This is a genomic window from Arthrobacter sp. B0316-5-4 (assembly GCF_059090325.1).
Window position 1 is genome coordinate 254,107 of sequence record NZ_JBNHFN010000004.1, and the last position, 13,645, is coordinate 267,751.

The 13,645-nt window shown below is 61.5% G+C and carries 12 protein-coding genes; 9 read left to right on the forward strand and 3 right to left on the reverse strand.

Going from position 1 to position 13,645, the window contains the following annotated elements:
- The first annotated feature begins 71 nt into the window (after positions 1-71).
- The 3 genes from AC5RU9_RS13185 (at position 72) to AC5RU9_RS13195 (ending at position 3,646) form a co-directional block, all read left to right on the forward strand.
- Complete coding sequence (locus AC5RU9_RS13185) at positions 72-1,655, forward strand: acyl-CoA carboxylase subunit beta (protein ID WP_494016788.1); 1,584 nt, start codon at positions 72-74, stop codon at positions 1,653-1,655.
- Positions 1,652-1,897, forward strand: coding sequence for an acyl-CoA carboxylase epsilon subunit (locus tag AC5RU9_RS13190; protein ID WP_494016789.1), 246 nt, complete (start codon positions 1,652-1,654; stop codon positions 1,895-1,897). Before AC5RU9_RS13185 ends, AC5RU9_RS13190 begins: the two co-directional genes overlap by 4 nt.
- Positions 1,898-1,963: 66 nt before the next feature.
- Entirely contained in the window at positions 1,964-3,646 is a 1,683-nt protein-coding gene (locus AC5RU9_RS13195) for a DUF885 domain-containing protein (protein ID WP_494016790.1), read from the forward strand.
- 57 nt (positions 3,647-3,703) lie between these two features.
- On the opposite strand, the gene AC5RU9_RS13200 is transcribed toward AC5RU9_RS13195, so the two are convergent.
- Both AC5RU9_RS13200 and AC5RU9_RS13205 read right to left on the reverse strand, forming a co-directional pair.
- On the reverse strand, positions 3,704-4,039 hold the full coding sequence (locus tag AC5RU9_RS13200; protein WP_494016791.1) for a hypothetical protein: 336 nt from the start codon (positions 4,037-4,039) through the stop codon (positions 3,704-3,706).
- Positions 4,040-4,096: 57 nt separating this feature from the next.
- Positions 4,097-4,579: a hypothetical protein gene (locus AC5RU9_RS13205; protein WP_494016792.1), complete on the reverse strand. Its 483-nt coding sequence runs from the start codon at positions 4,577-4,579 to the stop codon at positions 4,097-4,099.
- A 122-nt stretch (positions 4,580-4,701) separates the two neighbouring features.
- Between AC5RU9_RS13205 and AC5RU9_RS13210 the strand changes: the two genes are divergently transcribed.
- The gene (locus AC5RU9_RS13210; protein WP_494016793.1) at positions 4,702-4,965 is read left to right on the forward strand and encodes a hypothetical protein; all 264 of its coding nucleotides are present in this window, start codon (positions 4,702-4,704) and stop codon (positions 4,963-4,965) included.
- A 1,502-nt stretch (positions 4,966-6,467) separates the two neighbouring features.
- On the opposite strand, the gene AC5RU9_RS13215 is transcribed toward AC5RU9_RS13210, so the two are convergent.
- The gene (locus tag AC5RU9_RS13215; protein ID WP_494016794.1) at positions 6,468-6,701 is read right to left on the reverse strand and encodes a hypothetical protein; all 234 of its coding nucleotides are present in this window, start codon (positions 6,699-6,701) and stop codon (positions 6,468-6,470) included.
- A gap of 575 nt (positions 6,702-7,276) precedes the next feature.
- On the opposite strand from AC5RU9_RS13215, the gene AC5RU9_RS13220 reads away from it, so the two are divergent.
- The 5 genes from AC5RU9_RS13220 (at position 7,277) to AC5RU9_RS13240 (ending at position 13,564) form a co-directional block, all read left to right on the forward strand.
- Positions 7,277-8,710, forward strand: a complete 1,434-nt coding sequence (locus AC5RU9_RS13220) for a dicarboxylate/amino acid:cation symporter (RefSeq protein WP_494016795.1) — start codon at positions 7,277-7,279, stop codon at positions 8,708-8,710.
- A 93-nt stretch (positions 8,711-8,803) separates the two neighbouring features.
- The gene (locus AC5RU9_RS13225) at positions 8,804-9,274 is read left to right on the forward strand and encodes a YbjQ family protein (protein ID WP_494016796.1); all 471 of its coding nucleotides are present in this window, start codon (positions 8,804-8,806) and stop codon (positions 9,272-9,274) included.
- A gap of 155 nt (positions 9,275-9,429) precedes the next feature.
- The gene (locus AC5RU9_RS13230) at positions 9,430-10,158 is read left to right on the forward strand and encodes a TetR family transcriptional regulator (RefSeq protein ID WP_494016797.1); all 729 of its coding nucleotides are present in this window, start codon (positions 9,430-9,432) and stop codon (positions 10,156-10,158) included.
- 1 nt (position 10,159) lies between these two features.
- Complete coding sequence (locus AC5RU9_RS13235) at positions 10,160-12,685, forward strand: MMPL family transporter (protein WP_494016798.1); 2,526 nt, start codon at positions 10,160-10,162, stop codon at positions 12,683-12,685.
- A 213-nt stretch (positions 12,686-12,898) separates the two neighbouring features.
- Complete coding sequence (locus AC5RU9_RS13240) at positions 12,899-13,564, forward strand: Maf family protein (protein ID WP_494016799.1); 666 nt, start codon at positions 12,899-12,901, stop codon at positions 13,562-13,564.
- The last annotated feature ends 81 nt before the right edge of the window (positions 13,565-13,645 follow it).

Consider the following 13,645-nt stretch of genomic DNA (forward strand, 5'->3'; position numbering starts at 1 on the left):
GAAGCTACTTAAGCTTTGCGCCAACACCGAACTGCGCCAGCGAAAATCAGCTACAGAGCCGGAGACACTTGATGAGCCACGATCTGACAACGACAGCGGGAAAGATTGCCGACTTCCGCGACCGCCAGGCACGTGCCGAGCAACCCTCCGGCCCGGAAGCGATTGAGAAGCAGCACGCACGCGGTAAGAACACTGCCCGCGAACGGATCGACCTCCTGCTTGACCCTGAATCGTTCGTCGAGTTCGACGCCCTCGCAGTCCACCGCTCCACCGCGTTCGGCATGGAAAAGAAGAAGCCCCTGGGTGACGGTGTCGTCTCCGGCTACGGCACCGTGGACGGCCGCCTCGTCGCCATCTACAGCCAGGACTTCAGCGTCTACGGCGGCTCGCTGAGCCAGGTCAATGGCGAGAAGATCGTCAAGGTGCAGGAATTCGCCCTGCGCAACGGCTGCCCGGTTGTGGGCATCAACGACGGCGGCGGCGCACGCATCCAGGAAGGCGTCGCCTCGCTGGCCATGTTCGCGGACATCTTCCGCAACAACGTCCACGCTTCCGGTGTGGTCCCGCAGATCTCGCTCATCATGGGCCCGTGCGCAGGCGGTGCCGCGTACTCCCCCGCCCTGACCGACTACGTGGTCATGGTGGACAAGACGTCCCACATGTTCATCACAGGACCCGATGTCATCAAGACCGTCACCGGTGAAGACGTGGACATGGAAACGCTGGGCGGCGCACGCCAGCACAACGCCACCACCGGCACCTCCACGTACCTGGCCTCCGACGAAGCCGACGCCATTGAGTTCGTCCGCGAACTCCTGGACTTCCTGCCCTCCAACAACCTCTCCGAGGCCCCGATTGTTGAGCACGACCAGGAACTGGAACTCAACGATGACGATCTCGCCTTGGACGGGTTGATCCCCGATTCCGCCAACCAGCCTTACGACATGCGCAAGGTCATCGAGCAGATCGTGGACGACGCGCACTTCCTGGAGATGCAGTCCCTGTACGCCCCCAACGTGATGATTGGATACGGCCGCATTGAGGGACACACCGTAGGGATTGTGACCAACCAGCCCATGCAGTTCGCGGGGACCCTGGACATTTCCGCCTCGGAAAAGGCCGCCCGCTTTGTCCGCCACTGCGATGCCTTCAACATCCCGATCATCACCCTGGTGGATGTCCCCGGCTTCCTGCCCGGTAAGGACCAGGAGTTCCAGGGGATCATCCGCCGCGGAGCCAAGCTCCTCTACGCCTACGCCGAGGCAACCGTTCCCAAGCTCACCGTCATCACGCGCAAGGCTTACGGTGGTGCCTACATCGTGATGGGCTCCAAGAAGCTCGGGGCGGATCTCAACCTCGCCTGGCCCACGGCACAGATCGGCGTCATGGGTGCCCAGGGTGCAGTGAACATCCTCTACCGCCGCGACCTCGCAGCCGTTGCAGAAGCAGGCGGCGACGTCGAAGCCAAGCGCTCCGAGATCATCCAGGGCTACGAGGAAGAACTGCTCAACCCGTACCAGGCAGCCGAACTGGGTTATGTTGATGCCGTGATCGCTCCGTCCGACACGCGCCTCCAGATCATTCGCGGCCTCCGCGCCCTCCGGGACAAGCGCGCGAGCCTGCCCACCAAGAAGCACGGAAACATCCCGCTGTGAGCACGCCCAAGCACCGGGCTGATTCCGCCCCTGCCGAATCGCCCGCTGAACCGCTGTTCTCCGTGGTCAAGGGCGAACCGACGGCCGAAGAGCTCGCGGCGCTTGCCGCCGTCGTGGTTTCCCTGGGTGCACCTTCGGAAGCTGCCGCATCGAAGCCGAATGTCCGGCATTGGGTGCGTCGCCAGCAACTGCGTTTGGACCCGACTCCGGGTCCGGGTGCGTGGAGGCGCAGTCGCGGATAGTTCTGCCGCGCGTAGAAAAGTTCAACAACTCTTTCACGTAAGCGGCGTCGCGGATAGGCTCTGTGGGTGACTACTGCAAACACCCCCGTACGCCCGAAGTCCGCCATCGATGCCGTCGCTGACGCGTACACAGAAAAGCTGATCGAACTCAACCCCAGCTTCGCCACCACGCTTGGGCTGCCGGGACACGAAACCGATTACCAGGACTACTCGCCCGCCGGTGCCGAGGCTCATGCGGAGGCCACACGGTTGGCATTGGACGCCCTGGCCGGCCTTGAGCCTTCGGATGACGTGGACGCCGTCACCCTGGACGCCATGCGCGAGCGGCTCGGCCTGGAGCTGGAGATCCACGAGTCCGGTTGGGATGCGGCAGACCTCAACAACATCGCCTCACCCGCCCAGGACATTCGTGCGATTTTCGACCTCATGCCCACAGACACGGTGGAACAGTGGGAGCATATTGCCGGCCGTGCAGCTAATGTTCCCGGGGCGATTGAGGGGTACATCGTTTCCCTCCGGACCGCTGCCGCGTCGGGCAAAGTAGCTTCTGCCCGGCAGGTTCGGATTGTCATCGAGCAGACCGGCCGATACGCAGCCGAGGACGGATTCTTCGCCAAGATGGCTTCATCGGCCGCCCTTAGTGGCCAGCCGTTGCCCGCCGATGTTCAGGACAGGCTCGACGCCGGCACTTCGGCCGCGCGTTCGGCGTACAGCGGCCTGGGTGCTTACCTCCGGGACGAGCTCCTCCCCCTCGCTCCGGAAGAAGACGCGGTCGGGCGCGAACGCTACGCGCTGGCCTCCCGTTCATTTGTTGGCGCCGAAGTGGATCTCGAGGAAACCTACGCGTGGGGCGTCCAGGAGCTTGAACGGCTCATCGGGGAACAGGAAAAGGTTGCGGGGCAGATCAAGCCAGGCGCATCCATTGACGAAGCCAAGGCCATCCTCAACAACGACCCCGCCCGCCAGATCAAGGGCACCGACGCGCTCAAAGCCTGGATGCAGGAACTCTCCGACCGTGCCGTGTCTGAGCTGGCCGACGTCCACTTCGATATCCCCGACGTCATGAAAATCCTCGAGTGCATGATTGCCCCTACCGACGAGGGCGGCATCTACTACACCGGCCCCTCTGACGACTTCTCCCGGCCCGGGCGCATGTGGTGGTCAGTTCCAGCAGGTGAGGATACGTTCACCACGTGGTCCGAAACCACCACCGTGTTCCACGAAGGCGTCCCCGGCCACCACCTCCAAGTCGCCACGGCAACCTACCGCCGGGAACTCCTGAACAACTGGCGGCGCAACGTCTGCTGGGTCTCCGGCCACGGCGAAGGCTGGGCCCTCTACGCAGAGCAACTCATGCTGGAACTCGGATACCTCAAGGACCCGGGCGACCACATGGGCATGCTGGACGGACAACGCATGCGGGCAGCCCGTGTGGTCTTCGACATCGGCGTCCACCTGGAACTGCCCGTCCCTGAACGCTGGGGCACCGGTACCTGGACCCCTGAAAAGGGCTTCGACTTCCTCAAGGCCAACCTCGACATCAGCGAAGGGCAACTCCAGTTCGAGTTCACGCGCTACCTCGGCTGGCCAGGACAAGCACCCTCCTACAAGGTGGGCCAGCGTCTATGGGAGCAGATCCGGGCCGAGCTGGAAGGCCGGGAAGGCTTCGACCTGAAGTCCTTCCACAGCAAGGCGCTGAACATTGGCTCAGTTGGTTTGGACGTGCTGCGGCGGGCGTTGCTGGGCTGATCTGCTTGAGAACCCCCGGCCAGAGGCCGGGGGTTCTCGGCGTGCGGCGACGGTGGTTCAGTCAAACGCCATGAAATCCCGTATTGCCGCAATCAGCCATTCGTCCATCGAGTGGTATTCCGCTGCCTGGTGCCGTACGGCTGCCCCAGTTGCGTCCCGCATCACGTCGTAGTCATCGACGACCACGACGTTCTTTCCGGTCCAGCAGGCCACATCATCGTTATCGGACCTGCAGGCAAAAGGAATCAGGTTCCAGCCGGGGAAAACCTCATCTGTGTGTTTCATTCGCTGCGCCTGCTGTGCTCCGCGCAGAAGTTCCCAAGGTTCCAGATCCACCATGCCACGCTCGATCATGCGGTCATAGAGAACTGGCAATGCAAGATGCTGCGTCAATGGTTTTCCTCCAAGCGGCCGTCAAGCACCTCTAAATTCTCAAACAGACTCTACAGTTCATTTCATATGGTGAAGGAGTTCCCTCAACTGAGTTTCAGTAGCATCGACGCGCGAGACAAGCTCCTCGTTATCGATTATCCGCAACACTGCCGATATGGCCGTTCGTAAGACATTACTTTCTCCGCCGTCGACAGCTATCGGAAACCACCCTTCCTCATAGCAGTCGAAAAGATCGATAAGTTCTTGTCCCTGTAGTTCCATTGAACGCCACATCAATGGTTTTTCAGAACTGAATGATCCGTGTGGGTTCTCCATCCAAAACGGACCTGCCTGCTCCTGAACGCGTCGAAGCGCATCCCTTGCGACAGCAAACCTGGCCCGATCCAGGGCAGTAGCCGATGCTTCATTCAGGCAGTTTGCGAGGGCAACGATAGTCTGAGGAGATGTTCCGATGAGGATATGTCCCGGGGGGCCCTCCTGCAGCACCTCCTCGCGACGGTCTTCGACCTCATATCCTGGCTCTTCAAAAATCCAGCGCATTACCCACCTCAGAGCCCTTTAGCAGGAAAATCCCCGCCAGAAACCGTTTATATCACCACACCGCAAACAACCCAGCGGAATGACATCAATTAATCTTGTGGAATGAATAGACCATAGGAGTTATGCGAAAAACCTCGTACAACTTCCACGTTGCTTGGGTTGTGGCTCCGATCTGGAACGAATACCGTCCACCGCCGGACAATGTTGCTGCCACGACGTCCCTATTCGACTCCGTAATGTCCCTGGTAGGCGCCAAAGTCCCACAATCAGACGTACTGATCTGCACCCTCGACCACGAAGCACCACCGCGATTGCCTCCCGACGCCACACCACCCTCCGCTCCAGTGACGGTGCATTCGATCGCCACCCGGTGGGTCTCGTCATAAGCATCAAACAACGGTGGCACCACAAATATAACGATGGGTACCAGCAATGCGCAGGACACGATTGTCCAAAAGACCCATCGATCCCTCCGGAGTTGCCTCCGCGATTTCTGCGGTGGTTTCGCAGCGACGTTCCCGTTCCCTGAAGCACTCATAGATTCCTCCATCCGAGTCGGCTCATGGTCTCCAAACACAGGGCGCACGGTGAATCCCCGCCACTGGGCCCCGTGCTCCTAGGAGGACGCTTTGCGTTACGGCGGTCAATATTCCGGTGCGTGAAGTGTCGGCGCCGGGTCGGATCCACTGATTGACTGCACCTTGAACGGCCCCGGATCCATGGTTCACAATGTCGCTTACGGCAGCAGTCCAGCGCTGAACGTTGGGTGCCAGAAGGCGAGGATTCCATCCGGCCGGATAAACCGGTTGAACCGGCAAACGTGACATGGCCAGCACTAAATCCAGTGCCAGCGACGCCGAGTAGTGATCAATTACCGAACCCTGTTAAGGCAAGGCCACATCATCATTGTCGGTCCTCCGTGCGAGGGAACCGTGCTACGACCTGTCTCGTCCGTCGTTCTTGTCCAATAACGAACTTGTATTCTTCACCGCTAAAAGCGGTGGCAATGTTCTGCCTGTTTACAAACGATACGCCCTCAGACAAGTCGATCGTTCCGCAGGTCTTTGCAGTTACCGGCTTAGGCACCCGCCGTCAGAACCATCTGTCCCATAGGCCGCTGCCCTTAGACGAAACCCAAGTTTAAGGGGACCCGCCCGGAACGATTAGCGCGGTCGGATACTCAACCCAATCTCCGTGTCTGCCCTCTCGATACAGTCGGTCCGCAGTTCGCTGACACTCCTGCAAGTCGTTCCATGGCCCGCGTGGATCCACTCCAACAGCCCCTGCCAATTCCTTTGCTGACACAACGCTTGGGCGTCCGAGGTCTTTCATCACCTCATACATATGATCCCCCCGGACGAACAGCCCCTTGCGAACTGGGACAGCTACCAAACGCAGATATGTGTTTCCCTCGTTGTACATCATCGTCCCTACCGCAGATCCCACAGTGGTTGCGGATCCTGACTATAGCCAGGGTATCCAGCTACCTGTGCCTGCTCCATGTCGTAGTAATTGTGGGCGGGCAAAGCGCCCGGACCTCTCGGGTTCAGGGCAGGGCTCGGCGCCCCAAATCACAACTTGTGCACCACCGCGTATCCGGCCCCGCCGATGATAACCACCCTGCGGCCGGGAAGGTCGCGTTCGATGGCGCCGATCAGGGCACCGTCCACCGACGTGGACGCGTCCCGCCCGGCCGGGTCGCAGGTCCAGGTAGTCGTGTGCCCGCCAGTGTCCGTCTGGGAGAGCTGCCAGCCCGCCGGGTCATACGTGGCGGTGGTGACACGCTTATAACACCGCAGAGGTGTTCAAGCCGCGACAACCCCGTCAGAAACTGCAGATCGCTAATCAGTCTCGCATGTCCACATCAGCCCAGAGTCTTCGGTGCCTATTACTCAAAATCAATCAAATCTTCGATGGCTTTGCGAAACCAACCAGTGATATCACTATATTCTTCCTTCTGTTCCCATCCCGGATCCGCAAAATCATGCACGATGGAAATCGCACCAGAACCCGCGTCAATGTCCCAGCAAGCGATATCGTCAGAGTCTACCCGCCGCGCGAACAGAACGAGTACACGAGAGGGATACCGCTTTTTTAATCCCACCGCTCGTTGTGTCAGCAAGTGATCATGAAGTATTTGCCAGGGCTCAAGGTTAGTGAGGTTTAGCGCGACAAGCCGTTTATAGAAGCTGGGGTATTCAAATTTCGGCGGCAGATACTGATTTTAAAGAAAAGCGTTCACTAGTTTCCAGTCCATCCTGTCAATGGTGATCCATTTGGATACGTATTTCTAAACCGACTATTTTGTGAACTTATTCTGTTCTCGACAGCATCACCCCACGTCACGGGAATTTCATCATTTCGCGCCGGGAATCGAATCGCATGGCTATCCTGACCAATAGCAGCCTTGGCCTGCTCAGTAGACAACACACGCGACATAGAACTTTCCTCCCAATAAGAACAATCGCAACACCCAAGCCAAAAAACCCAGGCAACCGAACGCCCCTTAAACTACCAACACCACCCAATAAATCCAACAAACAGACAAAAGTCCGTGGATAAGTTGGCGTCATCATCCGCAGCTGAGGAATGCCAGCTGAGGCCAACGTCACAGGAGCGGTAGGAATAACTGTCACGCCCGTAACATTTCTCAACGTCCGTTCGCTATGTTATTAGCCAGACACCTAACGTGTTCCGGTGAGCACCTCAACCAACACTTCCCCAGCAGCTGGCAAGCCCGGCTTCCGGCTCCCCAAGTGGGCCGGTTCCTTCGGCGTCCAGATCATCGCAGCCCTCATTGTGGGCCTTGTCCTCGGCTTGATTGCCAAGTACACAGGCAGCACCAAGACGGCCCCCAACGGCCTTGGCGCAACCCTCCAGACGATCGGCTCCAGCTACGTCTCGTTGCTGCAGACCGCCGTCGTTCCTTTGATCTTCACCGCTGTGGTGAGCTCGATCGCCAACCTGCGGCAGGTTTCCAACGCTGCCCGCTTGGCTTGGAACACCCTGCTCTGGTTTGCCATCACGTCGCTCGTTTCGGTACTGATTGGCATCGGCCTGGGCGTGCTCCTGCAGCCCGGCGCAGCCACCGGCATCACCCAGAAGGCTGAATACGCTGGCAAGACCGGCGACTGGTGGGCATTCCTGATCGGACTTTTCCCGAAGAACTTCCTGGGACTCGGCGCCAGCTCAACCGTTACTGAAAGCGCGAATGCTGCCACGACCGTCAGCACCTCGGTCAGCTTCAACGTGCTCCAGATCCTTGTGGTCGCCATCGCCGTCGGCATCGCCGCCCTCAAGGTAGGCAAGCAGGCCGAAGCTTTCCTGACTTTCAACGCTTCCGCGCTGGCAGTCATCCAGAAGGTCCTCTGGTGGATCATCCGGATCGCCCCGCTGGGCACCGTGGGCCTGATCGGCAACGCTGTTGCAATCTACGGCTGGGACACCATCGGTTCGCTGGGCAAGTTCACGGCCGCTATCTACATCGGCCTGGCACTGGTGCTCTTTGTTCTGTATCCAATCCTGGTCCGCGTCCACGGGTTGTCAGTCAAGCAGTACTTCTCCGGTGTTTGGCCCGCCGTCCAGCTGGCGTTCGTCTCCCGCTCCTCGATCGGCACGCTGCCGCTCACGCAGCGCGTCACTGAACGGAACCTGGGCGTCCCCTCCGGCTACGCTTCCTTCGCCGTGCCGCTGGGCGCCACCACCAAGATGGACGGCTGCGCAGCAATCTACCCGGCTATCGCAGCGATCTTTGTAGCCCAGTTCTTCGGCATCAACCTGGACTTCAGCCAGTACCTGTTGATCGTGCTGGTCTCCGTCCTCGGTTCCGCTGCAACGGCCGGCACCACCGGCGCAGTGGTCATGCTCACCCTGACCCTGTCCACGCTGGGACTGCCGCTTGCCGGCGTCGGCCTCCTGCTGGCGATCGATCCCATCCTGGACATGGGCCGTACCGCGGTCAACGTTGCGGGCCAGGCGTTGATCCCCGCCATCGTGGCAAAGCGTCAAGGAATCCTGGACGAGTCGCTCTACAACGCACCCCGCAACGGTGCAGCGTTTGCTGATGAATACGCGGCCGACAAAGCCGGCGCTGAAGCGGATGAACGGGAACTCGCGGGCACGAAAGCCTAATTCCTGCCCGTTTTAGAACGGCGTAGATCCCCTGGGGAGTTCTCCCCGGGGGATCTCCCTGTTAAAGGGCCCAAAGCTGGATAGGCTCTGACCATGCTGATCGTCACATCAAATGAAATTCCGGGCCACCGGATCGACGCCGTGTTCGGCGAAGTCATGGGCCTCACTGTCCGTTCACGGGACATCGGTTCGCAGATGCTTGCCGGCTTCCGCTCCCTCGGAGGCGGCGAACTGCCCGAAATGACCAAGGCACTCTACGAGAGCCGCCAGGAAGTCATGGCCCGAATGGTCAACGAAGCGCAGCAGCGCGGCGCCAACGCCATCGTGGCCATGCGTTTCGACACGTCCGAAATGGGCACCAACTGGACCGAAGTCTGCGCCTACGGCACCGCCGTCTACGTGCTCCCACTCGGCGAAGGCGAGCCCGGGGCTACGGGACAATCGATCTATCTGACGAATACCGCGGCCCAGCAGCAGTCCGCTCCCCCGGCGCAGCCGCAGCAGCCCGCCCAGCCGCAGCAGCCCGCCCAGCCGCAGCAGCCCACGCCTCCGCAGCAGTTCTGATCCGGAGACGGTCCAACACCCTTACTGAGTCCCGCTCTCGTTCGTCACACCGGCCCCACATGGGCTGGCGCGGCGAACAAGAGCGGGACTCTTCGCATTCCGCCATCGAATAATCCAAATTGCGCAGAGTGCAAACTTGCACTTAGTGTAAGTATGTGACCCAAACCAGTAGCCCGGAGACCGCGCCGGAGCCGTTCGCTGAAGAGCCAAGCACCCCCTCCCGGCGCGAGCTCAACAAAGCAGCCACCCGCAGCTCCATCGCGTCCGCCGCCCTGGACCTTTTGCGCAGCAACGGATCCGGCAATTTCACCGTCGAGGACATCGCCGCCAGCGCAGGGGTTTCCCGACGGACCTTCTTCAACTATTTCCCCAGCCTTGAAGCCGCCCTGGCATCAGTAGCCGACGGCTTCATGGACCACGCCCTGGAACAGTTCCGCCTGCGCCCCGCAGAGGAATCCATCCTCGAATCCGCGCAGGCCGCCCTCATGGCCCTCGCAGATCCGATGTCCGTGGCACCCATGGCCGAGCTGTTCAGCCTCACCCAGGACAACCGCTCGTTGGCCCGCTCCGAGCTTGAAGCCTGGGACCACTGCACCGGGCAAATCATTGACGCTGCCCGCAGCCGGCTCGGTGAAGGCATCAGCGAGCTCTACTTGCATGCGTTGGCCGGGTCGGTGATCTCCTGCGGCAAGGCGGCCATGACTGTGTGGTTCGCCGAACGTGGGCCCGACCTCTCCGCGGAATCCCTCGCCATCCTTCGCCAGCACCTCATCGATGCGATGGGCCTCCTCGGCGCCGGCTTCGCGCCGCCGTCGGACGCTTCAGCCCCGCAATCGCCGGCATCAGCCACACCCTCTGTTCCAACCACCAAAGATCGGTTCTGACATGGCTTCGTTCCTCTACCGGCTCGGCAAATTCTCGTACCGGCGCCGCTGGCTGGTGATCTCCATCTGGCTGGCCGTCATGGTGGCAGTGGGCGGTTCAGCCGCAGCTTTCCACGGCACCATGTCCAACAACTTCACCATCCCCGGCACCGAAACCCAACGGATGGCCGACAAGCTCAAGGAAGCCCTGCCAGACTCATCCGGCGGCTCCGCGAGCGTCGTCTTCGACGCCGGCGACGCCGGTTTCGACCAAGCCAAGAAGGGTGCCGTCGCGGCCGCCCTCGACAAGCTGCAGGACATGCCCGACATCCAGGCAACGGTGAACCCGTTCACCACCCAAGAACAGCTGGATTCCGCGGCCAGCCAGATCGCTGCCGGTGAAGCAAAGGCGGCGGCAGGGCAGGCCCAACTGGACGCCTCCCGCGCACAACTGACGGCCGGCGAGGCGCAACTCGCCGCGACAGAGCAGCAGATGGCGGCCTCCGGCCTCACCCCTGCGCAGATTGACGCGCAGCTCGGTGCCAAGCGCGCTGAGCTTGCCGCGGGCAAGGAAAAGCTCGACGCCGGCGCCAAGGAAGCAGCCGACGGCGCCACCACCTTGGCCCTCTCGAAGCGGCAGGCTGCCGCCTCGGACGGGCTCCGGTTCGTCTCCAGCGACAACAAGGCAGCAATCGCGCAGGTCCAGTTCAAGACCTCCATCAATGCCGTGGATCCAGCCGTTCGCAAGCAAGTACAGGACATCGTCCACGGTGTCTCCTCCGCAGGGGTTACCGCCTATGCGAGCAAGGAAATCACTGAGGACGTCTCCCAGATCTTCGGCATTGCCGAAATCGTGGGTGTCGCCGTCGCCGCGCTGGTGCTGATCCTTATGCTCGGCACCCTGGTCGCAGCCGGCCTTCCGCTGGTGATGGCTTTGATCGGTGTCGCGGTTGGCGTGGGTGGCACGTTCGCGCTCACCAGCGTGATCGACATGAGCTCCATCTCCCCGATGCTCGCCCTGATGCTGGGCCTTGCGGTGGGTATCGACTACTCCCTGTTCATCGTCAACCGCCACCGCGGCCAACTGTTGGCAGGCATGGACGGCGAAGAATCCGCGGCACTCGCCACTGGTACCTCCGGCAACGCTGTGTTGTTCGCGGGCCTCACCGTCATCATCGCGCTGGCGGCCCTGGTGGTCCCCGGACTTCCCTTCCTCGCAGTCATGGGTGTCGCCGCCGCGGCGACAGTGGCGGTCGCCGTCGTCGTCGCTTTGACCCTGACGCCCGCCATCCTGGCGCTGATCGGCCGACGGCTCATCTCAAAGCGCGCCTGGGCCAAGGCCGCGAAGCATAATGCCGAACCGGGCCACGAAGCGGCCGACCGCGCCCTCGAAGAGAAGCGCAGCAGCGGTGGCTGGGGCGGCCTTGTTACCCGGCACCCGTGGGTTGCTTTGATCCTCAGCATCGTCCTGCTCGGAGCCGTCGCGCTGCCCGCTTCCCAGTTGCGGCTTGCACTGCCCGACGGCGGTTCCGAACCTGTCGATTCACAGGCGTTCAAGGCCTATGACCTCACGCGCAGCAGCTTCGGCGAAGGTATGACGGGCCCGATCATCGTGGTCGCCGAGTTCCCTGAAGGGCTGAGCGAAAACGACGCCAAGAACAAGCAATACGATGTCGCCGACAAGCTGCGGGGCGTGGACAACGTGATCGCCGCAGTGCCCGTGGCCCTGAGCGATGACCTCCGAACGGCCGTTTACCAGGTCATCCCGAAGGAAGGCCCCGCCAGCGCCAGCACCGTCCAGGTGGTTTCCGATGTCCGCGCCAAGGGCACGGACATCCGTGAACAGAACGATGTGACCATCGGACTGACGGGCCAGACTGCAGGCAACATCGATGTGTCCGCCAAGCTTGGTGCGGCACTGCCCCCGTACCTTGCCATTGTGGTGGGACTTTCGCTGATCCTGCTCCTGCTGGTGTTCCGCTCCATCGTTGTTCCACTGTTGGCGACCGGTGGCTTCCTGCTCTCGCTGGCTGCTGCCTTCGGTGCCGTAGTGGCCGTGTACCAGTGGGGCTGGTTGGGTGGGATCTTCGACGTCGCCAACCCCGGCGCCGTCCTGAGCTTCCTCCCCATCATTTTGATCGGTGTGCTGTTCGGTTTGGCCATGGACTACCAGGTGTTCATCACGTCCGGCATGCGCGAATCGTTCATGCACGGCGAGTCCGCCAAGCACGCGGTACGCTCCGGGTTCAGCCACGCTGCGGCAGTGGTCACCGCCGCTGCCATCATTATGGTCAGCGTGTTCTCCGGCTTCATCTTCAGCCACCTCACCATGGTCCGGCCGCTGGGCTTCGCAATGGCGTTCGGCGTGCTCATCGATGCATTCGTGGTCCGCATGACCATCGTTCCGGCAGTGATGTACCTGTTGGGCGAAAAAGCCTGGTGGCTGCCCCAATGGCTCCAGCGGATCCTCCCGGACGTCGACGTCGAAGGTGCCAAACTCACCCGCAGCGACCGCCCCAAGGCCGGATCCGAGGAACTGGTCCACTAACGCTCGCTCATGTAATCGCCGCTTCAGCCCGATGCTCCATCACTTGCTTCACGCCGGTGGTGGAGCATCGGGCGTTTAAGCGTGGGACGTGAGAGAGGATCGGCGGGAAGCAGGCGGGATGTGAGAGAGGATCGGCGGGAAGCAGGCGGGACGTGAGAGAGGATCGGCGGGAAGCAGGCGGGATGTGAGAGAGCGTCGTATTAGGCTGGGTGCGTGACCCGATTGATCCTCGCTTCCCAGTCCCCCGCCCGCACCAAGCTGCTCACCGAGGCGGGCATCCAGCATGACGTCCTGGTCTCGGATGTCGATGAGGATGCGGTCCAGGCGAAGTACGGAGTGACGGACGCCCACGACACTGCCCTCCTGCTCGCCCGGGCCAAGGCAGAAGCCGTTGCAGCCCTCCCCGAAGCTGAAGGTGCGCTGGTGATCGGGTGCGACTCGGTCTTCGAATTCGACGGCGAGTCCCACGGCAAGCCGTACACCGCGGAAGTCGCCCGGGAGCGGATGCTTCGCATGAGCGGCTCGCAGGGAGTGCTTCACACAGGGCACTGGCTGGTTGACTGCCGGGATACCGCAGCGGACGAGGATGCGGCCAGCGACGAGGCTCCGGACGGCACTGGCGCCACCGTGGGCGCGGTCTCCAGCGCGGAAGTGCACTTCGCAACCATGAAGAACGAGGAAATCGACGCCTACATCGCCACCGGCGAGCCCCTGCACTGCGCCGGCTCCTTCACCATTGACGGCTTGGGTGGGGCCTTCATCCGCAAGGTCGACGGCGACCCGCACGCCGTCGTCGGGCTTTCCATCTCCACCCTCCGCGACCTGCTGGTCCACGCGAACGTCGGCATCACGGAGCTTTGGAACGCGACCAACCAGTAGAAGCAGTTTGTAGCAACCCTACAAAGGAACATCGCCTCACACACGGAATCCCCCATCAATATGGGCGGAACCCTCACAATC